This is a genomic window from Mycolicibacterium canariasense (genome assembly GCF_002101555.1).
GTDB lineage: Bacteria > Actinomycetota > Actinomycetes > Mycobacteriales > Mycobacteriaceae > Mycobacterium > Mycobacterium canariasense.
The window spans coordinates 16,773-39,417 of the sequence record NZ_LQOL01000103.1 but is presented as its reverse complement, the minus strand read 5'-3'; the positions used below and the strand labels follow the sequence as shown (position 1 = coordinate 39,417).

Annotated in this window: 22 protein-coding genes and 2 pseudogenes; 16 read left to right on the top strand and 8 right to left on the bottom strand. The window is 65.8% G+C overall.

Annotated elements, in window-relative coordinates; all coding sequences use genetic code 11:
• Positions 1-199 precede the first annotated feature (199 nt).
• Positions 200-1,438, bottom strand: coding sequence for a L,D-transpeptidase (locus tag AWB94_RS32630; protein WP_062657490.1), 1,239 nt, complete (start codon positions 1,436-1,438; stop codon positions 200-202).
• 240 nt (positions 1,439-1,678) lie between these two features.
• Between AWB94_RS32630 and ripC the strand changes: the two genes are divergently transcribed.
• Both ripC and AWB94_RS32620 read left to right on the top strand, forming a co-directional pair.
• Positions 1,679-2,764 (top strand): peptidoglycan hydrolase RipC, encoded by a 1,086-nt coding sequence (ripC, locus tag AWB94_RS32625; protein ID WP_084395225.1) that lies wholly within the window; start codon positions 1,679-1,681, stop codon positions 2,762-2,764.
• A gap of 182 nt (positions 2,765-2,946) precedes the next feature.
• Complete coding sequence (locus AWB94_RS32620) at positions 2,947-3,603, top strand: DUF305 domain-containing protein (RefSeq protein ID WP_062657492.1); 657 nt, start codon at positions 2,947-2,949, stop codon at positions 3,601-3,603.
• A 56-nt stretch (positions 3,604-3,659) separates the two neighbouring features.
• On the opposite strand, the gene AWB94_RS32615 is transcribed toward AWB94_RS32620, so the two are convergent.
• The gene (locus tag AWB94_RS32615) at positions 3,660-4,799 is read right to left on the bottom strand and encodes a sensor histidine kinase (protein ID WP_062657493.1); all 1,140 of its coding nucleotides are present in this window, start codon (positions 4,797-4,799) and stop codon (positions 3,660-3,662) included.
• Positions 4,796-5,551, bottom strand: coding sequence for a response regulator (locus AWB94_RS32610; protein ID WP_062657518.1), 756 nt, complete (start codon positions 5,549-5,551; stop codon positions 4,796-4,798). Before AWB94_RS32610 ends, AWB94_RS32615 begins: the two co-directional genes overlap by 4 nt.
• 101 nt (positions 5,552-5,652) lie before the next feature.
• On the opposite strand from AWB94_RS32610, the gene AWB94_RS32605 reads away from it, so the two are divergent.
• The 6 genes from AWB94_RS32605 to AWB94_RS32580 all read left to right on the top strand — a co-directional run bounded on the left by AWB94_RS32605 (position 5,653) and on the right by AWB94_RS32580 (position 10,321).
• A complete protein-coding gene (locus AWB94_RS32605) occupies positions 5,653-5,889 on the top strand; it encodes a hypothetical protein (protein WP_062657494.1) in 237 nt (78 codons plus the stop codon).
• The gene (locus tag AWB94_RS32600) at positions 5,882-7,399 is read left to right on the top strand and encodes a multicopper oxidase family protein (RefSeq protein WP_062657495.1); all 1,518 of its coding nucleotides are present in this window, start codon (positions 5,882-5,884) and stop codon (positions 7,397-7,399) included. Before AWB94_RS32605 ends, AWB94_RS32600 begins: the two co-directional genes overlap by 8 nt.
• A gap of 904 nt (positions 7,400-8,303) precedes the next feature.
• Positions 8,304-8,429, top strand: a complete 126-nt coding sequence (locus AWB94_RS35980; RefSeq protein ID WP_308205527.1) for a M48 family metalloprotease — start codon at positions 8,304-8,306, stop codon at positions 8,427-8,429.
• Between the two features lie 4 nt (positions 8,430-8,433).
• Positions 8,434-8,592, top strand: a complete 159-nt coding sequence (locus AWB94_RS35975) for a hypothetical protein (protein ID WP_234811961.1) — start codon at positions 8,434-8,436, stop codon at positions 8,590-8,592.
• Positions 8,593-8,996: 404 nt separating this feature from the next.
• On the top strand, positions 8,997-9,386 hold the full coding sequence (locus AWB94_RS32585) for a BlaI/MecI/CopY family transcriptional regulator (protein WP_062657498.1): 390 nt from the start codon (positions 8,997-8,999) through the stop codon (positions 9,384-9,386).
• Positions 9,383-10,321 carry a M56 family metallopeptidase gene (locus AWB94_RS32580; protein ID WP_062657499.1) on the top strand — a complete coding sequence of 313 codons (939 nt, stop codon included), beginning with the start codon at positions 9,383-9,385 and terminating at the stop codon, positions 10,319-10,321. Before AWB94_RS32585 ends, AWB94_RS32580 begins: the two co-directional genes overlap by 4 nt.
• A 339-nt stretch (positions 10,322-10,660) precedes the next feature.
• Here the strand turns inward: AWB94_RS32580 and ripB are convergent, their stop codons facing one another.
• Entirely contained in the window at positions 10,661-11,332 is a 672-nt protein-coding gene (gene ripB / locus AWB94_RS32570; RefSeq protein ID WP_230022984.1) for an NlpC/P60 family peptidoglycan endopeptidase RipB, read from the bottom strand.
• 392 nt (positions 11,333-11,724) lie between these two features.
• On the opposite strand from ripB, the gene AWB94_RS32565 reads away from it, so the two are divergent.
• Entirely contained in the window at positions 11,725-12,459 is a 735-nt protein-coding gene (locus tag AWB94_RS32565) for a winged helix-turn-helix transcriptional regulator (protein WP_064961321.1), read from the top strand.
• 177 nt (positions 12,460-12,636) lie between these two features.
• Here AWB94_RS32565 and AWB94_RS32560 read toward each other — a convergent pair.
• A pseudogene (locus AWB94_RS32560) lies at positions 12,637-12,897 on the bottom strand (BlaI/MecI/CopY family transcriptional regulator); the annotation flags it as partial.
• Between the two features lie 359 nt (positions 12,898-13,256).
• Positions 13,257-13,817 carry a hypothetical protein gene (locus AWB94_RS32555; RefSeq protein ID WP_230022958.1) on the bottom strand — a complete coding sequence of 187 codons (561 nt, stop codon included), beginning with the start codon at positions 13,815-13,817 and terminating at the stop codon, positions 13,257-13,259.
• 369 nt (positions 13,818-14,186) lie between these two features.
• Between AWB94_RS32555 and AWB94_RS32550 the strand changes: the two genes are divergently transcribed.
• The 6 genes from AWB94_RS32550 to AWB94_RS32530 are packed head-to-tail and all read left to right on the top strand — an operon-like array spanning position 14,187 to position 20,323.
• Positions 14,187-14,399 carry a heavy-metal-associated domain-containing protein gene (locus tag AWB94_RS32550; protein ID WP_062657502.1) on the top strand — a complete coding sequence of 71 codons (213 nt, stop codon included), beginning with the start codon at positions 14,187-14,189 and terminating at the stop codon, positions 14,397-14,399.
• Positions 14,396-15,352, top strand: coding sequence for a DUF8832 domain-containing protein (locus AWB94_RS32545; RefSeq protein ID WP_062657503.1), 957 nt, complete (start codon positions 14,396-14,398; stop codon positions 15,350-15,352). Before AWB94_RS32550 ends, AWB94_RS32545 begins: the two co-directional genes overlap by 4 nt.
• 34 nt (positions 15,353-15,386) lie before the next feature.
• Positions 15,387-17,678 (top strand): heavy metal translocating P-type ATPase, encoded by a 2,292-nt coding sequence (locus tag AWB94_RS32540; RefSeq protein ID WP_062657504.1) that lies wholly within the window; start codon positions 15,387-15,389, stop codon positions 17,676-17,678.
• Positions 17,671-17,829, top strand: coding sequence for a hypothetical protein (locus tag AWB94_RS35400; RefSeq protein WP_165605343.1), 159 nt, complete (start codon positions 17,671-17,673; stop codon positions 17,827-17,829). Before AWB94_RS32540 ends, AWB94_RS35400 begins: the two co-directional genes overlap by 8 nt.
• A complete protein-coding gene (locus tag AWB94_RS32535) occupies positions 17,826-18,155 on the top strand; it encodes a metal-sensitive transcriptional regulator (RefSeq protein WP_062657505.1) in 330 nt (109 codons plus the stop codon). Before AWB94_RS35400 ends, AWB94_RS32535 begins: the two co-directional genes overlap by 4 nt.
• Before the next feature lie 47 nt (positions 18,156-18,202).
• Complete coding sequence (locus AWB94_RS32530; protein WP_062657506.1) at positions 18,203-20,323, top strand: heavy metal translocating P-type ATPase; 2,121 nt, start codon at positions 18,203-18,205, stop codon at positions 20,321-20,323.
• A gap of 62 nt (positions 20,324-20,385) precedes the next feature.
• Here AWB94_RS32530 and AWB94_RS32525 read toward each other — a convergent pair whose 3' ends face one another.
• Positions 20,386-21,117: a hypothetical protein gene (locus AWB94_RS32525; protein ID WP_062657507.1), complete on the bottom strand. Its 732-nt coding sequence runs from the start codon at positions 21,115-21,117 to the stop codon at positions 20,386-20,388.
• Positions 21,118-21,522: 405 nt separating this feature from the next.
• On the opposite strand from AWB94_RS32525, the gene AWB94_RS32520 reads away from it, so the two are divergent.
• Positions 21,523-22,080, top strand: a complete 558-nt coding sequence (locus AWB94_RS32520) for an MPT63 family protein (RefSeq protein WP_062657519.1) — start codon at positions 21,523-21,525, stop codon at positions 22,078-22,080.
• A 233-nt stretch (positions 22,081-22,313) separates the two neighbouring features.
• Here the strand turns inward: AWB94_RS32520 and AWB94_RS35970 are convergent.
• Positions 22,314-22,635 (bottom strand): annotated as a pseudogene (locus AWB94_RS35970) (DUF3703 domain-containing protein); the annotation flags it as partial.
• Positions 22,636-22,645 lie beyond the last annotated feature (10 nt).

Sequence of the window (22,645 nt, the reverse complement as noted above, 5' to 3'; positions counted from 1 at the left end):
TCTGCCAGTCCTGCCGACTGCGCCGAGCGCAGCCCATACGGTGGCTCGCAGGGTCATCACTCCTCCTGAGGTCAGATCATCGAAACCTATTAGGCGTGCCGCGGTTCCCGTGCACGTTCCTTGCAAAAGTCTACGCAGTAGATACGTAGATTGTAAGTAGTCAGTCAGTGATTGGCGCCCCTCGCCGTTGATTCCGCCGCTACACAGTGGTGTTTCCGGTTCGCCATTGTTCCCAGGGGACGTTCCAATCGCCAAGGCCATCCACCCCGGAGAGCGTCGACCCAACCGTATTGACTACTTCGACGATGTCACCGCGTTTGGTGTTGTCGTAGAACCACTTTGCATTATCAGGACTGACGTTCAGGCAGCCATGGCTGACGTTGGTCTTACCTTGGCTGCTCACCGACCAGGGGGCTGAGTGGACGTAGATGCCGCTGTAGGACATCTGGGTAGCCCAGTCGACGTCGAGACGGTAACCGTTGGGAGAGTTGACCGGGACGCCGTAAGTCGACGAGTCCATCACAAGGTTGGCGTATCGGTCGCCGATGATGTAAGCGCCGTTGTCGGTGGGGGTGCTGTTCTTGCCCATCGACATCGGCATGGTCTTGACCACCTCGCCGTTACGTCGCACGGTCAATGTCTTGGTGGCGTCGTCGGCGGTGGCGATGACCTGATCACCGATGCTGAACCGGGTGGTGATGTTGTCCTGTCCGAACAATCCCGCGCCGAGGTCGACACCGTAGGTGTTCACAGCCACTTCGACACTCGTGCCGGATGCCCAATATTCTGCTGGGCGCCAACGGACTTCGCGTGCGCTGAGCCAGTAGAACGCTCCCTCGACGCGGGGGGTGGTGGTAACGGCGATAGCCTGTTGTGCGGCCGCGCGGTCGGTGATGTCTTCGTCGAAGCGGATCGCTATCGGCTGGCCCACACCCACAACGTCACCGTCGTTGGGCATCACGTAGGGCATCGTGAGATTCGTCGGCGACTGGGTCTGGAAAGTCATCCGCCGAGTGAGCGCGCCGGCAATCCCGAGTGCCTCGGCGGTCAACGTGTATCGCTTGTTGTAACCTAAGGGTTCGGCGCTGGACCACGTAACACCATCCGTACCGACCTGTCCGGCCACGGTCTTGCCTTGCGCATTGACCAACTCCACCGCGCCGAGCACGCCGTCGCCGGCGGTTACCGTCACCGGTGCATCGACGGGCACGCCGACTGCGCCGTCTGTTACTGACGACTGCAGCCACGGCTCGAGCAGATCGGCGTAGGGCTCGCCTTTCGCGGTGATCGACGCCGGTGCCTCTGCTGTCGTGATGGTCGCCGGATTCGCGCACGCCGCCGCGGCGAGGGTTGAGGCCACAAGCACTGCGATCGCTGCAGCGAGACGCCGGCGCCCAGGTGCAGTGAATTCGCGACTTGAACGCAAGGTCCGTGACATGTGGTCGGTTGGCACGAGACACCCTCCTTCGAATTCTCGGGATAGCACTGCGCGGCGTCACTGCTTCACCTCTCAGTGTCACGGCTCCGAATATGGCTGGGTTGGTCCTTTGGTGAAGATTCGGTAAAGGCGGCCAATGCTCCATCCGCTTCCCGTAGACAACACCGTTGCCATTTCGTAACCTAGTCGCGACCTACGTAGTAGTTACAGACTTCAATCGCGACGCGAAGGATCATCTGTTTGACTGTCGAACGCGTTGCCAAGGCGGCACGTGCGTGCGCTGGTAAAGGGCTACGCACCGCGGTATCGGTGATCCTGCTGCTCGCATGGGCGTCGAGCGCTGGGAACGCCGACCCCGCCGCGGACGCGTTGGCACGACTCAACGAGCTGTCCCGGGCGGCAGAGCAGACCACCGAGGCGATGAACTCCGCGCAGTTGGACCTCGAGGCGAAGCTCGCTGACCAACGCGCAGCCGACCTGCGACAGTCTGCCGACCAGGGGGCACTAGACGAGGCCAGGGGAGAACTGGACCGCTACCAGAGTGCGATCGACGGGGTAGCCGCCGCGATGTACGTGGGCGGACGCTCCGATGGCCTTTCGGCGGTGGTGGCCGCGGACTCCCCCCAGCAGGTGATCGATGAGCTGTCCGTCCAGCGGGTCATCGCGGAGGAGATGGCCATCCGCATGCAGGGATTCCGGCAGGCGCGCACACGGGCGGACGCGGCGGCGCGCGCCTCCACGGATTCGGCGGCGGCAGCGCGCAGTGCCGCCAAACAAGCCGCCGTGGTGCGCGCCCGGCTCCAAGCCAGGCAGAGCGACTTGATGCTGCAGGTCGAGGCGGTCAAGGCGCAGTACTCGGTATTGACGCCGGAGCAGCGCGCTGTGCTGGCCGATCCCGGCCCGCCGCCACCGGCGCCCGATCCCGAGCGGCCCTCGGATCCGGCTGTCATCGCCGCGCCTGCACCCGCCGATGTACCGGGAGGGCAGAACGAAGTCGTCGTTCAGGCCGCCCTTACTCAGTTGGGTAAGCCGTACTCCTGGGGCGCGACGGGCCCGGATGCCTTTGACTGCTCGGGGCTGATCCAGTGGGCGTTCCTGCAGACCGGTCGCAAGTTGCCACGCTCCAGTCAAGCGTTGGCCGACGGCGGTACGCCGATCACGCAGACCGACCTGCGCCCCGGTGACATCGTGACGTTCTACTCTGATGTCTCCCACGCGGGCATCTATATCGGCGAGGGCATGATGGTGCACGCGTCGACCTTCGGAACTCCGGTGAAGGTGGCGCCGATCTCGTCATCCCCGTTTCACAACGCCCGCCGCTACTAGTCGAGGCCCCCGGCGTTGCAGAACCGCGGCGGTCCGTCTTTACCGTTTCTTCACCGAACGCCGCGGCGACTCTTAGACGGTGCGGTCAAGCTGGTGTGTCGTACGAGTGCCGATCACGCGAAGCGAGATCAGCTCCTCGACGTCGAAATGCGATGTCGAGAAACGGATTACGGAGGACTCGAATGAACAACGTCAAGAAGACCGGATTGTTGGCCGCCGCTGCTGTGGCGGGCATGTTGACGGTAAGCGCGTGTAGCAACACTTCAACGAATCACGACATGTCGTCGATGAGCGGTTCGCAGACCTCGGCTGCGGCGGCCTCCTCCCCGTCGGGCGGCCAGACGGGGCAGACGCACAATGACGCCGACGTGGCTTTCACGCAGGGGATGATTCCGCACCATCAACAGGCGGTCGAGATGAGCGACCTGCTGCTGGGCAAGCAGGGCATCGATCCTGAGGTGGTGAGGCTGGCCAACCAGATCAAGGAGGCCCAGGGGCCCGAGATCCAGAAGATGCAGGGTTGGCTGGCCGACTGGGGCGTATCGACGACCACGTCCGCGATGCCGGAAATGTCCGACATGCCCGGGCACGACATGGGCAGTATGGGCGGTGGCATGATGTCCGAACAGGACATGGCAGCACTGCAGGATGCCCAGGGCGCCGAGGCGAGCAGGCTGTTCTTGACTCAGATGATCGAGCACCACAAGGGAGCCATCGCCATGGCTAAGACCGAGGTGGACCGTGGCCAGTTTCCGGCGGCTACCGAGATGGCGCGTTCCATCATGAGCTCCCAGCAGCAGGAGATCGACACCATGGACACCATATTGGCCGCGAAGTGAGACCACGGTGGCGCTGAGGGGAGCGTTGAGGGGGTCGTTTCTGGATGAGTCGCGGTTTAGCGGGGTGGGGGCCGCGGCGGCGCCAGCAGGAGCGGCAAACCGACGGTGACGGTCGTGCCCGTCCCGGTACCTTTGCTGGCGGCGCCGATGTGACCGCCGTGCGCTTCGACGAGCGCCTTGGCGATGGCCAGTCCCAGACCTGAACCCCCGTGGTTACGATCGCGGGCGGCGTCGGCGCGGTAAAGGCGTTCGAAGACGTGCGGCAGGTGCGCGTCGGCGATGCCCTCACCGTCGTCGGTTACGCGGATGACGAGGTGGGTGCCCACGGTGTCGGTGCGTATGTTCACGTGGCCCCCCTTGGGGGTGTGCCGCAACGCGTTGTCCAAGATGTTGACCAGCACCTGTGTGAGACGCTGCGGGTCCCCCCACACACTATGTTCAGACGCCGACAGATGTGTCGATAGTGACACGGCCTTGGCATGGTAGCGGTCGGTGACAGCGGCGACGGTCCGAGTGACCACGTCGGCGACATCAAGTTCGGTAAAGGACATCGTGGCCGCACTCTCCTCGGCCTGAGCCAGCGCGCCCAGATCGCCGGCGAAGCGCACCAGGCGGCGTGACTGGTCACGCAACATCGCGATGGTGTCGGGAGTCAGCGATCGCAGGCCGTCCTCGACGGCTTCCAGACAGGCTTCGAGAACGGCCACCGGAGTGCGGATTTCGTGGGCCAGGTCACCGAAGAGTTGACGACGCGTGGTGTCGATGGACTCAAGCTGGGCGGCCATCCGGTTGAAAGCTTCCGACAGCGCGTCGAAGTCCTCGCCGAGATTCTGCGGGGCCACCCGGACGTCGTATCTTCCCTCCGAGACGGCGCTGGCAGCGGCCGCGACCGCGGTTACCGACCGCTGCAGCCGACGGCTGACGTAGAGCGTCACTGCGAACGCGGTGATTGCCGAGACCGCTACGGCGCCACCGACGGAGAATACCGTCGCGTACAGGTAGGCCTCTTCGGCGTGCAGCTGCTCAGCCGAGCCCGCCGACACGCCGGCCTGATGTAGGTGTTCGCGGAACAGAGGTGGTCCGACGACGGCGGCGACCACCCAGGTGGTGACCGCTCCCGCTAGTAGGACCGCCGTCTGGGCGATGAGCAACCGCATACCGATGCTCGGTCGCCGGCGAAGTGCAGTGGCGATCATCGAAGGCTGCCCATCCGATATCCGACACCGCGCACGGTAATGATGAAGCGCGGTGCGGCGGGGTCGTCGCCGAGTTTGCGGCGTACGTGTCCGACGTGGACATCGACGAGGTGGTCGTTGCCCACCCAGGGGCCGTCGCGCACGATTTCGAGCAGTTGGCGGCGGTTCATCACTGTGCCGGGCCGCGCCGACAGGGCGGCCAGCAAATCGAATTCGGTGCGGGTCAGGGGGATCGGCTCGTCTTCGAGGTACACCTCGCGCGCGGCCAGGTCGATGCGCAGCGGGCCAAAAGTCAGCGGCGCCGGGATGTCGGAGGCCACTGCGGTGGCGGCGGCGGGAGCCGAGCGTGGTCGGCGCAGCATTGCCCGGATCCGGGCGACCAGTTCGCCGGAGCTGAACGGTTTGGTGATGTAGTCGTCAGCGCCCACGCTGAGTCCGATAATTGTGTCCAGTTCGCTGTCGCGTGCGGTGAGCATCACGACGTAGGCGTCGGAGAACGTGCGGAGCTGACGGCACACCTCCAGTCCGTCCATGCCGGGCAGGCCCAAATCGAGGATCACGACATCGGGGTCGTGCTCACGCGCCAGGATTACCGCGGTGGCACCGTCGTAAGCCACGCGCGTGTCGAACTGCTCCCGGACGAGGTAACTGGCCACGATCTCGGCCAGGGCGGCTTCGTCGTCGACAACCAACGCCCGAAATCCCGGCGAGCGGTCGTCGCTGCGCGCTGAGGTATCTTTCATGCCGTTCATGGTGCCGGTTGCGACCGCGTTCGTGTCGTGCGGCGCGATCTTCAACGAACCTTCACACGACCAATACCGGTTTCGCCGATTACGTCACGCACCGTCGTCACATGAGCACGCTGACGATGGCCGGCCATGTGGCGCACGGGGTGTCCGGTGGTGACTGGCACAGCTGGCTGGTGATGCTCGGCGTACTCGTGGCCTGCTGGACGGTGGCACTCCTGGCGACGACGGCGTTGTTCGCCGGCCCCACCCACGCCCGTCGGCCGCACACGCGGGGTGGAACCGACCACGGCGTGGAGGATGTGGCGAGCATGCACGTGGTGCACGGCCGACGTCATGTCTGACACTTATCGGTTTACCCGACGGTCGTTTCTCGCTGCCGCAGCGACCGCGGCCGGCGGTGCCGCGCTTGCGTCATGCAGCACAAAGGGTAGCTCGGTGGGGCCCGACAACGCGATCGCCGCGGCCGAGGCGCGCCGTCCGCACAGCGGCCGGACAGTCTCGGCGACGCTGACTGCCGAGTCGACCCGTGTGGACCTCGGAGGCCGTGTCGCCCGATCGCTGGCCTACAACGGAACGGCGCCGGGACCCCTGCTGCGGGCTTCAGTGGGCGACGAGGTCGCGGTCACGGTGCGCAATCGGCTGCCGCGCACTACGTCGGTGCACTGGCACGGCATTGCGATGCGCAACGACATGGACGGCGCTGCCCCGGCGACGCCGGACATCGCCGCCGGCACCGACTTCACCTACCGCTTTTCGGTGCCACATCCGGGCACGTACTGGGCGCATCCACACACCGGACTGGACGCCGACACCGGACTGTACTTCCCCGTCATCGTCGACGATCCGAGGGATCCGGGAGATTACGACGCCGAGTGGATCGTGATGCTCGACGACTGGACCGATGGCGTCGGATCCAGTCCCGCGCAGATCTTCGACGGGTTGCGCACAGCAATGTCGCCGGGCCACGACATGTCGGGGTCCAATGACATGCCGGACATGGAAACGGGCACCGTCGAGGGTGTCGGCGGGACGTCCAAGAGTGCGCTTCTCGGCGGTGACTCCGGTGACGTGTCCTATCCGTACTATCTCGTCAACGGCCGAGTCGTCGATGCTCCCAGCGTGTTTCGGGCGAAACCGGGACAGCGGGTCAGGATCCGGATCATCAACGCGGCATCCGACACGGCGTTCCGGGTCGCCGTTGCAGGGCATCAGTTGACCGTGACCCACACCGACGGGTTCCCCGTGGAGCCCACTGATGTCGATGCAGTGCTGATCGGGATGGGGGAGCGTTACGACGTGCGGCTCACCGCCGGGGACGGGGCGTTCGCCCTGGTCGCCCTCGCCGAGGGCAAGAACGCCATGGCGCGCGCCCTGCTCGTCACCGGCGCAGGCGACCCGCCGCCGGCAGATTTGCAGCCGCCAGAATTGAAAGGTCGTGTCGCCACGGTCGGCGACTTCACCGCCACCACCGCCGCGGCGCTGGTCCCCGCGGCCGCCGACGTGCGACTACCCGTCGACCTGGCCGGTTCAATGTCGCCCTACGAGTGGACGATCAACGGGCTGCCGTTCTCCCGGACCGCTCCGTTGCAGGTGCGCTCAGGGCAGCGCGTCGAGATGACGTTTAACAACACGTCGACGATGTGGCATCCCATGCACTTGCACGGTCACACCTTCGAGGTTCTCACCGCCGACGGGAGGCCCGGCGCACGCAAAGACACCGCGATCGTGCTCCCCGCCCAGCGGCTTCGGGTGGCGTTTGTTGCCGACAACCCCGGTCAGTGGATGCTGCACTGCCACAACACCTATCACCAGGACGCCGGGATGATGACCCGGCTCGACTACACCGGCTGAACAGCGGTGCACAGCCGTCTTCGACGCGCCGAGTATTGATGTTTTTAGTGGATAGACAGTGGGTCCGCGTCCTTGCGGACACCACGTCGAGAGCGAGGGGTCGGATGTCGTCGCATCGCCGCAGGATCGGGGAGCTGGTCTTGACCGCTGCGTTGGTGATCATCGGCGTCTTTGAGGGCGTGCTCAGGGCGTGTCTCGTGCGCTGCCCGGGCTGCGTCGTGCCGACGGCGCGGTTGCGGCAATTGCCGTCATGACGGTGAAGGGCAACCTGCACAGGAAGGCTGGCTCAGCAGACAATTCGATGATCGAACCTATCGGTGTCGGAACCGCTGCGGCCGGCGGCACGCGGGCGTCGACGCGCTGCGAGACCTGCTGGCCGACAGTGACGATCCGGAGGCTGCTCTGCTGCAGTTCGCGCGTGCGGCCACCGACGCGGAGTCCCGCACGTTGAATCGTCGAGGGCTGAAGGAACGGCGGGCCACCCAATGACCGGCCTCATGTGGTGGTCGGTCGTGGGCGTGCTGATGGCGGCGGCATGGCCGCCAGCGCTGCGCTGGTTGACCCGCCGTGGCGCCGACGCGGGCATGCTGCTGCTGGCGTGGGCGGTGTCGGTGTGCCTCACGCTGTTCGCCATCGCGCTGCCGGGACTGGCTCAACTGAGAGATAGACACAGCTGTCGGGGTGATCAGTGGTGGACTCATCGCGTTCGCCGCGGCGCGCGGCGGATGGCTTCTCGCCATCGCGGGCCGGCACCGCCGGCGACTGCACGCCCTGCACGCCGAACTGGCGTGGATGCTGCACGGCAGTGCTCCGCGCGCCGACGGCGTGCTGTGGCTGCCCAACTCCGAGCAACACGCCTACAGCCTCGCCGGTGACCCGCCACTGGTGGTCTTGAGCACCGGGTGTGCTCGAGTGCCTCGACGACACCGCGGTGCGCGCGGTAGTGGCCCACGAACGAGCCCACCTGCAACGGCGCCACCATCTGCTGATCACGATGGCACATGCTGTCGCCGCTGGGCATCGCCGGTGACTGCGTGCAACTGAGGCTAGCGCGCCTGTCCGGCCAGCGTTCGCCGCGCGCCCGAGGATGCGCCGCCTCGGCCGCCGGGGGCACCGCGGCGCTACTGGCGGTGACGGCGGTGATCGTCGTGGCAGTTCTGACCACCGCGCTGGCGTTGTGCACCGTGCGGTGATCATCGCGGCACCCGTTGCGCCGCGAGCAGAACCGGAACACTGAAGATTGCGTCGGCAGCCGCGTGTGCGACGCACCGCACGCCGTGAGTCCCCATCAGCCGTGTGCGCCGCAGGACCCATTGCGGCATTGGGGGTTCCGATGAATGGCACCGGACCAAAACAGGTGCTGCTCGACGGAAGTCCGGGGCCGCGACCTTGGCCGGCGTCGCGTGTCGGGCTGAAAGGGCGGTCCCGGTCGCCACCGCACTGCCGGAGCTACTACGGTGATCGACGGTTTACCTGCGTACTGATGAGGTGCCGAGGCGCGCCGCTGACGGTGACGCGCGCTCATCGCCGCGCGTCACCACCTGTCGCGGTCGCGACGACGAGGTAGGCTGCCCGGCAACGACGGTGGAGGTGCGCGGTGAGAGTTCGAGGGTTCGGCGAGCTGGAAGCCGCGGTGATAGATCGGGTGTGGGATCACGATCCCTACACCGTCACGGTGCGCGAGATCTTCGAAGAGATGGCCGAACAGCGGCACATCGCCTACACCACGGTGATGTCGACGATGGACAACCTGCACACCAAGGGCTGGCTGGACCGCGAGCGCGACGGCCGCGCCTACCGCTACTGGGCAGTGATGACCCGCGAGGAGCACACCGCCCGATTGATGCGCGAAGCACTCGACGGCGGCGGCCGTTCTGAACTGGTGCTCAACCACTTCATTGAACAGATCGGGCCCGAGGAATCCGAAGGGTTGCGATCGGCCCTGCGCCGGTTGTCGAGACGCTCTACCAAAGCCAAGCGCCAGTGAGCCTGGCAGCCTGCCTTCTGCTCTACAGCGCAGCGGTACTGCTCGTGGGCCCGCCCGCGCTGCGCGCACTGACGCGGGCGGGACGCGCGCCCCGTCTGGGGGCCGCGGCATGGCTCACCGCCATGCTCAGTGTGCTGGCGACGTGGCTGATCTCGGCGGTTCTGATCGTGATCGACGAGGTCGCGCACTGGAGCCGGCGACACTCGTTCATCGACTCGTGCATCGAGATGCTGTGCCGGGTCCTGGCGGGCCGGTCGGGCGATGCACCACGCTGGGTCCTTCTGCTGAGTGCCGGAGCCATTATCGTCGCCGTCGTGTTCATCACAGCGCAGCTGATGCGCACCGCGAGCCGACTACGGAGGCAGGCTCACGGCCACGCTCACGGCATCCGCCTGGTAGGCCGACCGATCCTGGAACAGAACACCTTCGTCGTCGACGCCGAGGTGCGCGCCGCCTACTGCGTGGCCGGCAAGCCGTCGACGATCGTGGTCACCAGCGCCGCGGTTTCCGCCCTCGACGAGCGCGAGATGAGTGCGGTGCTCGCCCACGAGTGGGCGCACGTACGCGGACACCACTTGGAGGTGACCATCCTGGTGCGCGCGATCGCGTCGGTGCTGCCCCGGCTGGCACTGATGCGCGACGGCGCGCTCGAGGTGACGAGGCTGTTGGAGATGTGCGCCGATGACGCCGCAGCGAAACGGCACGGACGCCACGCCGTGCTGGACGGGCTGCTCACACTGGCCGGAGCGGCACCCGCGACGGCGCTAGGTGCCGCCGATGTCGCCGTGGTCAGTCGCGCGGAGCGCTTGACGTCGCCGCCCGCCGACGGCGTGCGGCGTCTCGACGCCATGCTGGCCGGCATCGCGGGTCTCATCGCCCTGGCACCCTTGGCCGCACTGTCAATGGCCGCCTCCGGCGTGCTGGTCTGCACCTGATGAAACCGAGGTGGTCGGCGACGCCGAGACCGTTGTGACGCAAGCTCACCGGGCCGTTTGGCTCGCCCGACGTGTCGGAGTCAGACGGACGCCGGGTTGGGTCACGCGGTGTCGAGGAGGTGGCGGCGAGGGGCGGCCGGGGCGTTCGGGCGGATGAACCTCCGACGGGGCGATCACACGACGTGGCTCGGTCTCTGACGGTGGCCGCGGGTGCTCAGCGCGCCGGCCGATCAGCCATTGGGGCACGAAATCAGTTAGCGGGCCGAGCATTTCCTCGACCAACGCGTCGTAAATGGGCGTTGCGGACTGCATGATCTCCTCGGTTGGGTGGCGATCAGGTCACTCGATGATGCGCGTCACATAGGGAGTCATTCCCGACAGGCGAACCGGAGAGATCTTGATCGGCACACCGGTCTGCTGAGCCTCCAGCATCTGACCGTTTCCGAGGTAGAGCGCCTCGTGCTGGCTGCCGCCGGGGCCCCAGAACAACAGGTCGCCGCGCCGCGCCTGTGACGGAGGAACCTTGCGGCCGGCGTTGTACTGATGACCGGACCACCGCGGCAGCAGAATGCCGACGCCGGCGAAGGCATAGCGGGTCAGTCCGGAACAGTCGAAACCGACCGTGCCGGCACCCTGGTCTATGCCGCGGCTGGGTCCGGTAAGGCTGCCGCCGCCCCAGGAGTAGGGCACTCCGAGTTGGGTGCCCGCGCGGCGGATCACGTACTCGATGGCCCGGCTTCCCGACACGCGGCCAGATGCCAGCGGACCGGCGGTGGGCTCAGCACCGCCCAACCCCAGACTGCGCAGGAAGTTGCGGCCGAGATCCATCGTGGTCTGGGTGGCTATCGCGGTGGCGCGCAGCGAGGCGTTGGCGATGGCGAGCGGATCACCCGGCGCGCCCGCACTCGCGATCTTGGGCAGGCTCGGATCCCAGGTTCCATCGGCGGGTTCGGCGGCTGCGGGCGCGGAGAAGGCCACGGTCAGCACCGCCGCGGCCGAACAGCTCAGCACCTTCCGCCGGGATAGTTTGGTGGACACGGTCCTCACCTTCTCGATCGTCGGCCAGTGCTGGGCACGGGCGGGATCCCGCGACGATCTGCGGCAACGCGCCAACGGACTCGCCGCATACCTACGTAATAGGGCAGTACGTACGTACCACGTTCTGGTATCAAACGCTAACATCGTTCACGGGGGATGACTTGCGCCTCTCGTCTCGCTTCCGTAACAAATTCGCCGTCGCCGGGTGCGTTGCGCGCGAGCGGTTCCGGACGGCTGCGGACCCCGGGTTCGTCCGTACCCAGCGGGTCGACGCGCGAGGTGGTGACCGGTGGCGATATGCGCGGTGAGCGACACACCATACTGTGAAGCACATATGTAGCTACGTAGTAGGGCAGTATGTAGGGATGCGTGACCGTTCAATGACGGCGATACCGGCCCCGACGATGCTGCTGATCGTTGGCGACCACCTCAGATGGATCGAGGCCGTCGCCGACCATTTCCGCGCCGATGAGGTGTCCCTGGTGGTGGCCGACGACGCCGGTGAGGCGGTCGGGGTCGCTCACCGCCTGCGGCCCGGATTCGTTGCCCTCGATGTGGATTCGCTGGGGGGGACGGTGATGCAGGTGTGCCGGGGAATCCGCGACGTCTGCGACGCCCACGTCACGATGCACTCGAGTGCCGACAACGAGAGCGTCGTCGTTGCGGGCCTGCGGGCAGGCGCCGACGACGTCCTCACCGGACCACGCAGTAGCCGTGAACTCGCGGCGCGGGTGCGGGCCGCGCTGCGACGTTGGACCGCCACCGAAGCGCGCGTTGAGCGTGGCGACGCTGCGCCGCCACGCTATTCGTACGGATCGCTGTCGATCGACGTTGGTCTACGTGAAGTGCGGGTCGCCGATGAGCGCATCGGGTTGACCCGCACTCAGTTCGACATCTTGGTCGAACTGGCCCGGCGTCGCGGTGCGGTGGTGACGCGCCGAGATCTCACGGAGGCCGTCTGGGGGCCGCGGTCGAACGCCACCGCCGACCGGGTCGGCGTGCACATCGGTGCGCTACGGCGTCGGCTGGGAGACGATCCTGACGATCCCGAACTGGTACTGAACGTGCGCGGCGTCGGATACCGCCTGGCCGTCGCGTAGCACGTAAGGTCGTCCAGCGCGGTCACCATCCAATGATGCAGGTGTGGCGCGATCATTGTGTGGCTGCGTGCGCTCGTCTCGACGGCGCCTGATACCGCCGAAATCCGGTGGGGAGTAGGGCGTTCTATCACGGCTGCAGGTGTGGTGGTTTCGCGCCGTCGCCAGCGGCCTCGACGTTCACCGTCCGCCTCGGGACGCGCGGCGCAGTGCGCGGCAGATGGTGTCGGACTCCTCGGTGCCGATCTGCTCCAAGAAGTACTTGAGCACGAGGTCGGGTCGCCCGCCACCGGCTAACGCGGCGCTCATGAGTTGCGCGCTGTGCTCCTCGCGGGTCAACCTCGCCCGGTACCGGTAAGCTCGCCCCTCGCGCTCCCTGGTCAGACACCCCTCGGTGTGGAGGTTGTCCACGGTCGACATGACCGTGGTGTAGGCGATGTCCCCGCTGGACCGCGCGGACCGACATCGAGTTCAAGTCCGCAGGTCGAGTGCTGACCCATTGTGAGATGACAACCCACGGGCTAGTATTTGCATACCACCGGGGGGTATAACAGTCGGCGGAAGGGTTGGATGCAAATGGGCGAGAAGGTGCGCCGGATGCTCCGTAGTGCGACGGCGCGGTCGGTCGCCAAGTGCATTGCTCTGTGTGCGCTGGGCGGCATCACCAGCGGGCGCCGTGCCATCGCGGCGGACAAGGGAAAGTCCTGCTGCGGCTGACGGCTGCGCGATGGGCGGCGGTCGCTAACAGAAGCGCCACAGCATCACCGGTGACAGGCGGACCATCAAATCGCCCTAGGTGGCTATTTGAGGTTGCTTCGCCGCTGCGTTTGGTGGGGCTGAGTTTCCGGGTCGGACGTGGTGGCGAGAAATTCCTCGATTTCCGAGGCGAAGGCATGTGCCATGTCGTCAGCGTTGACCAGCAGGTCGGACATGGTGGCCCGCGCCAAAAATTCCATCGGACGGACGTCGGCGAGCGAACGCGCCAAGTGCGTGGGATGACGTGTGTCATCGCCGGCAATGATGAGGGTCGGAGTGTCGATGCGCCGGAGTTCTTCGACTATCGCGACGGCGCGGTCATTGCCGATTGCCACTGCGGCAGCCGCGCTTTGGGCGTCAGCGCGCGGAATAGCCTCGGTGACGAGGTTAGTTATGAGCGGCTGGAGGTGAGGAATGAACAGCTCCCACGCGGCCTGTAAGCCGCGAGAGCGGGCGCGATCGGCGAACTGGCTCGTCAGCCTTTTGTCTGCGGCTTTTTTCCCTGTCGTCTTCAATAGCTTCAGCGCTGATGACGACTGCCGACCGGGCGATTCGGGGATGTTGGAGGCATGATCGCCTTGGTGTCCGTGACGTATTGATCCCACCGGTGCAACGCCGGGTCGGGGCAACGCGATGCTCCGTACCCTCGAATGTCTGGCAGCGCAACGCGATACCGACCAGCAAGGCGGCCGGCAAGCCGACACATGCTGTGGTGATCGGGCAGCCCACCGCCGTGCAACATGATGACCAGCTTGCCGTGGCCGACGACCTCGCCCATCAGTGGCCAGCCATCGTTCCCGACGTGCAACGTTCGCATCACCAACCGTCTCGCCCTTCGTAGGGATACCCCGATAAGCATTGACGGTCATCAAAGCCGCGGAGAACTGCCCCTTGTGCCGTACCCCGTGGGGGTATAGCCTAGGTACACATACCCGGTAGGGGTATAAACGGTAAGCGAAGTTAGGAGTTCAGTCATGGGTACGAGCAAGTACGCCGTCACGGGGATGAGCTGCGGGCATTGCGAGGCATCCGTACGCGAGGAGGTCGGCGGCGTCGCCGGGGTCCGAGATGTCGAGGTAAGCGCCAAGACCGGCGCGCTAACCGTGACATCTGACGGGTCTGTCGATGACGCGCAGGTTGTGGCTGCCGTAGCCGAGGCCGGCTACTCGGCGGTGCGGGTCGCATGAACGCCGCGGGACGACTGGCCGCCTTCTGCGTGGTAATGGTCGTAGCTTTCGGTGCCGCCTACGCCACCGCGGCGGCCGTCGTTCCCGCCCCCGCAGCCCAAGGGAACGCCAGCTCGACGGCAAAACCTCTCGCCAGCAACGAGCCGCCGGCGCCGGGCGCCATGCCGGTCGGGGACCCCGCAGGGTTGTCGCTCGCTCGGGACGGTTATCAGCTGCTGCCGGTGCGAGCGCCACGCACCGTCGATGCCCGAGGCATCCTGAGCTTTTCGATCCTGGACTCCTCGGGAGAGCCGCTGCGGGACTACGACACCGTTCACGACAAGCAGTTACACCTGATCGTCGTGCGTTCTGACGGAAGTCATTACGCCCATGTGCATCCGATCCTGGATCCCCGAAGCGGCACGTGGTCCATTCCGTGGACCTGGAAAGCCGCAGGCAGCTACCGGGTCTTCGCGGACTTCGCGCCCACGGGCGGGAGCCAGCGCACGCTCACTCGTACCGTTGAGGTGGCTGGAACATTTGCGCCCTTGCCGGCTTCAGACCCGCGCACGGTGGACCGGGTCGGCGGATACACCGTAGAGCTACAGGGAACCATGACCGCGGGGACATCAGCACAGCTCACCGCCCGCATCACCCGCGACGGCCAGCCCGTGACCGCGTTGCAACCGTATCTGGGTGCGTTCGGGCACCTTGTCGCGCTCCGTGAAGGCGACCTTGCCTACCTGCATGTACATCCCGAAGGCGCTGTGCCGTCACCGGGGGACCACGGTGGACCAACGGTGCCGTTCGCGGCCACCGCACCCACCGCCGGCCGTTACTTGCTTTATCTCGACTTCCAAATACAGGACACAGTGCACACCGCGACATTCGCTGTTGATGCCACCCGCAGCGGCCTCGGCGCTACCGCACCGACAGCAGATCCGGATCACAGCGCCGGCCACAGCGGGCACTGACCGCGATACCGGCCCCCAGAAAAAAGGAGCATCCATGACGACATCGACACCGGTGTCCGCCGCGAGCATCGAGCTGAAGATCGGCGGCATGACGTGCGCCTCCTGCGCGAACCGAATTGAGCGCAGACTCAACAAGATCGACGGCGTCACCGCCTCGGTCAACTACGCGACCGAAAAGGCCGCTGTGGCGGTGCCCGACGGGTATGACCCGACGCAGCTGATCACTGCGGTGGAAGCGACCGGCTACACCGCCACACTGGCCGGGAGCACAGTAGAGACCACCGATGACACCTCCGCGAGCGAAGCCGACCCCGAACTGCTCGCGCTGCGTCACCGCCTCATCGCGGCCACCGCGTTGTCGGTGCCGGTCATCGCGATGGCGATGATCCCGGCCCTGCAATTCACCTACTGGCAGTGGGCATCACTGACTTTGGCAGCCCCGGTCGTCCTGTGGGCAGCCTGGCCGTTTCACCGTGCGGCGTGGGCCAACCTGCGCCACGGCAGCGCCACGATGGACACGCTGATCTCGATGGGCACCCTAGCGGCGTTCCTGTGGTCGCTCTACGCGTTGTTCCTCGGAACCGCAGGCGCGGCCGGAATGACGCACCCCTTCACGCTGACCTTGGCCCCCTCCCATGGCGCAGCCAACATCTACCTCGAAGTAGCCGCGGGGGTGACGACCTTCATCCTGGCCGGTCGCTACTTCGAGAAAAGGTCCAAGCGCCAGGCCGGCGCCGCGCTGCGCGCACTGTTGGAGCTGGGCGCTAAAGAAGTCTCGGTACTGCGCGACGGCACCGAAACCAAAATCCCCGCCGACCAGCTTGCCGCCGGCGACGAATTCGTCGTACGACCGGGGGAAAAGATCGCCACGGACGGCGTGGTGGTGTCCGGCACCTCAGCAGTTGACGCGTCCATGCTGACCGGCGAATCCGTCCCGGTCGAAGTCGGCACCGGCGACAACGTGGTGGGCGCCACGGTCAACGCCGGTGGCCGCCTGGTCGTGCGCGCCAGCCGTGTCGGTTCCGACACCCAGCTGGCTCACATGGCGAAACTGGTCGAGAACGCCCAAACCGGCAAAGCGGAAGTGCAGCGCCTGGCCGACCGGATCTCCGGGGTCTTCGTGCCGATCGTGATCGCCGTCGCGGTGATCACCCTCGGCGCGTGGCTCGGGGCTGGTTTCCCCGTCGCCGCCGCGTTCACCGCGGCCGTCGCGGTCCTGGTGATCGCCTGCCCGTGCGCGCTCGGACTGGCCACCCCCACCGCGCTGCTCGTGGGAACCGGTCGGGGCGCACAACTGGGCATTCTGATCAAAGGACCCGAGGTGCTGGAGTCCACCCGCACCGTGGACACCGTGGTACTGGATAAGACGGGCACCGTCACCACCGGGAAAATGGCCCTCGTCGACGTGGTCACGGCGCCGGGAACCACCCGCGGCGACCTGCTACGGCTGGCCGGTGCCATCGAAGACGCCTCCGAACACCCCATTGCCCAAGCGATCGCTATCGCGGCAAGAGACGAGACCGGAACACTTCCCACGGTCGAGGAATTCGCGAACGTGCAAGGCAAGGGCGTGCAGGGCGTCGTTGACGGGCACGCCGTCGTCGTCGGCCGAGAGACCTTGCTGGCCGACTGGGCACAACACCTCGATCCCGACTTGGTGCGGGCCAAGGCTCACGCCGAAACTGAGGGAAAGACCGTCGTCGCTGTCGGCTGGGATGGACAGGCCCGCGGCATCCTGGTCATCGCCGACACCGTCAAACCCACCAGCGCGCAGGCCATTGCGCAACTGAAGCAACTCGGGCTGACCCCTGTGCTGCTGACCGGAGACAACGAGGCCGTCGCCCGCCGCATCGCCGAGGACGTCGGAATCGACACCGTCATCGCCGAGGTCATGCCCGAAGGGAAGGTGCAGGTGATCACCAGGCTGCAGGCCGAAGGCAAGACCGTCGCGATGATCGGCGACGGTGTCAACGACGCTGCGGCTCTGGCTCAGGCCGACCTCGGTCTGGCCATGGGTACCGGCACCGACGTGGCGATCGAGGCTTCCGACATCACCCTGGTTCGCGGCGATCTGCGCAGCGCCGTCGACGCAATCCGGCTATCCCGCAGGACATTGTCAACCATCAAGACCAACCTGTTCTGGGCGTTCGCCTACAACGTCGCTGCCATCCCCGTGGCCGCCCTGGGCATGCTCAACCCCATGCTCGCCGGCGCGGCGATGGCCTTCTCCAGTGTGTTCGTCGTCACCAACAGCCTGCGCTTACGCGGATTTGCCAGCACCTTCAACCAGACAGACAGCGATAGAAAGGACAGTCGTCGTGACTGAACAACTGCAACGGGCCGGCTGCTGCTGCGCCGATGGCGAGGACAAGGCTGCGGCAGTAGCAGACATCCCTACTGCACCGAACCTGCTGGATATCGACTGGAGCAGCGCCGCCGCACCTCGACCTTCGAGCGTGAAAGCGAGGAATCAATGACCACCACAGACGGTACGGGCCAGTGCGCGACGACCGATGTCGGCCACCACGGCTACATCACGGACAAAGAGCGGTATCTCGCACGGCTCAAGCGGATCGAGGGCCAAGCCCGCGGAATCAGCCGGATGATCGAGCAGGACCGCTACTGCATCGACATCCTCACCCAGGTCGACGCTCTGACCAAAGCCTTGCAAGGGGTAGCACTCGGACTGCTCGACGACCACCTGCGCCATTGCGTCGCAAACGCCGCCGCCGCGGGCGGCCCCGCGGCAGACGCGAAACTGACCGAAGCAACCGAGGCGATCGCGCGGCTGGTGCGCTCCTAGCGTTTGCGAACCGCCCCAATGCCGCCGCGATCTACTCAAGGACACACATGACACACCACCCCGACCCCTCCGAAGCGACCCCCCACGCTGATCGGCACGCCGAACATGGCGGTCACCACGACCACGAGGCACACGCGGCAGCCGACACGGAACAACACCACCAAGGGCACGGGGGTCACGGCGGCCATGGTGACCATGTCGCTCAGTTCCGAAAGCTGTTCTGGGTCAACATGATCATCGCCGTTCCGGTCGTGGCGTTCTCATCGATGTTCGCCATGCTCGTCGGCTACGACATTCCGCGTTTCACAGGTGCACAGTGGGTCGCACCCGTATTCGGCACCGTCATGTTCATCGTGGGCGGGCGCCCCTTCCTCACCGGCGCCGTCAGCGAAATCCGCACCCGCAAACCGGGAATGATGCTGCTGATCGGATTGGCCATCACAGTCGCGTTCCTCGCGTCGTGGGGTGCGAGCTTGGGCTTGCTGCACCACGAACTTGAATTTTGGTGGGAACTGGCCCTGCTCATCGTCATCATGTTGCTGGGGCACTGGGTGGAAATGCGCTCACTGGCCCAGACAACATCGGCGCTAGACACTTTGGCTGCCCTGCTGCCCGACGAAGCAGAGAAGGTCGAAGGCGAGCACACAGTCACAGTGTCCCCGGCAGAGCTGCGGGTCGGCGATGTGGTGGTGATTCGCCCGGGTGGAAGCGTTCCCGCCGACGGGACCATCGTCGACGGGCGCGCGGACATCGACGAGTCGATGGTCACCGGTGAATCCCGACCGGTCAGTCGCAGCGTCGGCGATGGCGTCACCGCAGGCACGGTGGCCACCGATTCCGGTCTGCGCGTACAGATCACCGCGACCGGCGACGATACCGCCCTCGCCGGTATCCAACGCCTGGTGAGCGAAGCGCAGAACTCGTCCTCACGAGCCCAACGCCTGGCCGACCGCGCCGCCGGCTGGTTGTTCTGGTTCGCGGTCGCCACCGCGGCCCTCACCGCGCTCGTTTGGGCCATCGTCGGGGATCCAGACGCTTCGGTCGTTCGCGCCATCACCGTCCTCGTGATCGCCTGCCCCCACGCGCTGGGCCTGGCCATCCCACTGGTCGTGTCCATCGCCACCGAGCGGGCTGCCCGCGGCGGCGTGCTCATCAAAGACCGGCTCGCATTAGAGGGCATGCGCACCGTGAACGCGGTGCTCTTCGACAAGACCGGCACCCTGACAAAAGGCGAGCCCATTGTCACAGCGGTGCAGACCGTCGCCGACCACGATGAAGCAACCGTCCTCGCGCTGGCCGCCGCGGCAGAAACAGACAGTGAACACCCACTGGCCAAAGCCATCGTCAAAGCCGCCACCGACCGAGGTCTCAATGTTCCACGCGCCAGCGGCTTCACATCCTCGCCGGCCGTCGGCGTCACCGCGTCCATCGACGGCCATCAAGTACGGGTGGGCGGCCCTCGACTGCTCGAAGAACTCGGTGAACCCGAAATCGAAGCAGCCGAGCAATGGCGCGCCCACGGCGCCATCATCCTGCACGTGGTCCGCGACGGGGTCGTCATCGGTGGTCTGAGCCTGGCCGACGAGGTACGCCCAGAATCTCGCGAGGCCGTCGATGCGCTGCACAAGCTCGGCGTCGAAGTCGTCATGATCACCGGCGACGCCGAAGCTGTCGCCAACACCGTCGGACAGGAACTAGGCGTCGACCGAGTCTTCGCCGGCGTCCGCCCAGAAGACAAAGCATCCAAAGTGGCGGCACTGCAGCACGAAGGCAAGAAAGTCGCCATGGTCGGCGACGGAGTCAACGACGCTCCCGCACTTGCGCAGGCCGACGTCGGCATCGCCATCGGCGCCGGAACCGATGTCGCGATCGCCTCCGCCGGAGTCATCCTCGCCAGCTCAGACCCGCGTTCGGTGCTCTCGGTGATCGAACTGTCCCGCGCCAGCTACCGCAAGATGAAACAGAACCTCTGGTGGGGCGCAGGCTACAACCTCATCTCGGTACCGCTGGCCGCCGGGATCCTGGCGCCCGTCGGCTTCGTACTGCCGATGTCAGTCGGCGCCATTCTCATGTCGCTGTCGACCATCGTCGTGGCGCTCAACGCACAGGTATTGCGGCGTCTGGACCTTCGACCCGAAGCCAGCGCCCAGGCCGTATTGCAGCGCTAGCCCCATCATGGTCCGCCAGCATCCCGAAGCCCCACAGCCCGAAGCAGGCTGCTGCGGTATCGCTAGTGTTCGTGGCTGGTGTCATCGTGCAGGGGCTGTGCCGGCGCTTCGATAATCGGCGGTGCCGCCGGCGAGACGGTGGCTTCGCCAGGCGGCGGGGCCTGCGGCGGCTCGACTGGCCTGACGTTCAGCGGAACGACCGGCGCCGGGCCGGGCTCGTGGCCGTGATGCCCCTCGGCGGAGCCGGCTTCGGTTCCGTGATGGCCGGCACCGGCCTCCGCAGGACCGTGATGATCGCCATGGCGCTGACCTGAAACGACGCCCACCGTCGACGCCAGCGCGACAACACTGACCGCTCCTAGTAACACCCCAGCACTCGTCAGCGCCGAAACCGGTTCGCCCTGCAACCCGCGATACCAGATCCAGCCAGCACCCATCACGATGTAGATCTGAAGCAACAAAGCACACAAATCAGCGCCCTGAACCAATTCCGGCTGACCGGCATGCGGACCGAACGGCGCGCCCACCGTGCGGGACAGAGCCCACAAGGCCACGGCCCCCACGTTGAGCAAGATCCCTGCAGCCAGTACCGGGGTGGTAGTCCTGACAAGCACCGCACGTGCCCAAACCAGCTGAAGCACAGCCAGTGCACCGAAAAACAGCCCCGACAGCGGCCATTGCTGCCAATGCGCCGGCACCACCGCAAAATGAACGATTGCGACCCCAAGAGAAGCTAGTGCGGCGCAACGAGCAGCCAACCTGCTGTCGGTTCTGGGAGCCGCCTTGATAGCCACCGTCCGATGATGGCACCACCATCACGGCAACCCAGCTAGGCGACACCACATCTCAACCTGACCGAGATTCTTCTGTCACGGGGCTGACGTCTACCGTGCCTCGGTTCTCGGCGGCACAAACGCCAGCCGCGCAGCGGCACGTTACTTGTCGCCACCGCACGTCATCGTCTGTTGGCGTCGCTTACCTGGGGCCACATCTTCATCAGATCTTTATGAGAAGTCGGACCAACCCATACTCGGGTGACTAACGCTGGGGCAGTGAACTTCCGCAGCGTGCGGCCGTTCATACGCGCCAGGCTGGTGGCGATGCCTTATGAAGTCGGGACTGAAGGCTTCGGCTTGCCATTGGTGGTCACAGCGACTTACTGGTTGACGCGTTCTCACTCGTACGGAAGGACACTCACCATGCGGTTCCGCGCCTCCCTGTCAACATTCGTCTTCGCGACGATTTTCGCTGTGTCGGCCGCTCTCGCTCCACCGGCTGTTGCCGCGATGGCTTGCGATCATCAATTCGGCTCGCCTCACCAACTGACCGACGCTGGAGGCGCTGTCGTCCAGGAGTGGATCGTCAGTGATCTTCGGACATCCGCTGCCGTGCTGCCCGGGTACGCGGCTCGCGGTCAAGTGTGGGAAGCATCCGCCACCGTCCGAGCGGCAAGCGGCACGGTGACTCCAATAATTCCGAACCTTTATGCCGTCACCGCAGACGGGCAGCGCTACCCCGTTCTGTGGCAGATCGCCAGCCCCCAAGGACTTCCGGCCAGTACCCTTGGCCAGGGCCAATCCTCGACTGGTGCACTCTACTTCGATGTCACCGGCTCAGAGCCCATGGCGGTCATCTACGACAACGGCACGACCAAGCTGATGTGGTGCTGCAACGGGTCCATGACAATGTCGATGGACAACTGTCCTATGTGCGCTGACATGCAAGGCCCCTGCCCCGGCTGTCGCGGAAAGATGTAGCCCTGCGGTCCTACCGGGCTAGTTCACCGGTGATGGCCGAGCGTGGCGTCGATTCCGTCGCGGCGGAATTGAACGAGGAGCCGGAAGCCCTCGTAGTGGCCCCGAGTCGAGACGGCGGAACGCGCGTTCGCCGCTTTTTCTAGAGAAGCAAGCCGCCGTGTTTCGCGGACTTGCCAAGCGGTCGCACGGCTTGGATGTTTTCGGCGTCTTCGCCGCGCCCCTAGGAGGTTTCGTGTTAAAGCGCGAAGATCAGCGGGCATCGGCATAGGTGTCATGAGTCCGACGGGATGTGCGGCCGGTATTGCCGACGGGATAGCGAGCCTGGAGCGGCAACGATCAGCCGCAGCACCTGTCCGAGTGCCTCTCGGCGGTCGTGCTGGCGCAGCACAAGTTGAGCATCGCGGCGTGATTGCACGTATGCAGCCACGGATCCGGCTGGGACACGATATGGGCGCGCTCCAGGTGGCGCCGCCGCACTACTAGGTCGTCGGCAGTGGCGGCAGGGTTCATTTCGGCGCGATAGAGCCCTCGCACGCTGTCGCTGACTCTTGTCATCACACTCACT

Coding starts and splice junctions, on each gene's coding strand:
- AWB94_RS32610 (WP_062657518.1), bottom strand. CDS start 5,551: ATGAACGGCATGAAAGATACCTCAGCGCGCAGCGACGACCGCTCGCCG.
- AWB94_RS32550 (WP_062657502.1), top strand. CDS start 14,187: ATGGGTACGAGCAAGTACGCCGTCACGGGGATGAGCTGCGGGCATTGC.
- AWB94_RS32630 (WP_062657490.1), bottom strand. CDS start 1,438: ATGTCACGGACCTTGCGTTCAAGTCGCGAATTCACTGCACCTGGGCGC.
- AWB94_RS32600 (WP_062657495.1), top strand. CDS start 5,882: ATGTCTGACACTTATCGGTTTACCCGACGGTCGTTTCTCGCTGCCGCA.
- AWB94_RS32605 (WP_062657494.1), top strand. CDS start 5,653: ATGAGCACGCTGACGATGGCCGGCCATGTGGCGCACGGGGTGTCCGGT.
- AWB94_RS32615 (WP_062657493.1), bottom strand. CDS start 4,799: ATGATCGCCACTGCACTTCGCCGGCGACCGAGCATCGGTATGCGGTTG.
- AWB94_RS32620 (WP_062657492.1), top strand. CDS start 2,947: ATGAACAACGTCAAGAAGACCGGATTGTTGGCCGCCGCTGCTGTGGCG.
- AWB94_RS32540 (WP_062657504.1), top strand. CDS start 15,387: ATGACGACATCGACACCGGTGTCCGCCGCGAGCATCGAGCTGAAGATC.
- AWB94_RS32535 (WP_062657505.1), top strand. CDS start 17,826: ATGACCACCACAGACGGTACGGGCCAGTGCGCGACGACCGATGTCGGC.
- AWB94_RS32530 (WP_062657506.1), top strand. CDS start 18,203: ATGACACACCACCCCGACCCCTCCGAAGCGACCCCCCACGCTGATCGG.
- AWB94_RS32520 (WP_062657519.1), top strand. CDS start 21,523: ATGCGGTTCCGCGCCTCCCTGTCAACATTCGTCTTCGCGACGATTTTC.
- AWB94_RS32565 (WP_064961321.1), top strand. CDS start 11,725: ATGCGTGACCGTTCAATGACGGCGATACCGGCCCCGACGATGCTGCTG.
- AWB94_RS32545 (WP_062657503.1), top strand. CDS start 14,396: ATGAACGCCGCGGGACGACTGGCCGCCTTCTGCGTGGTAATGGTCGTA.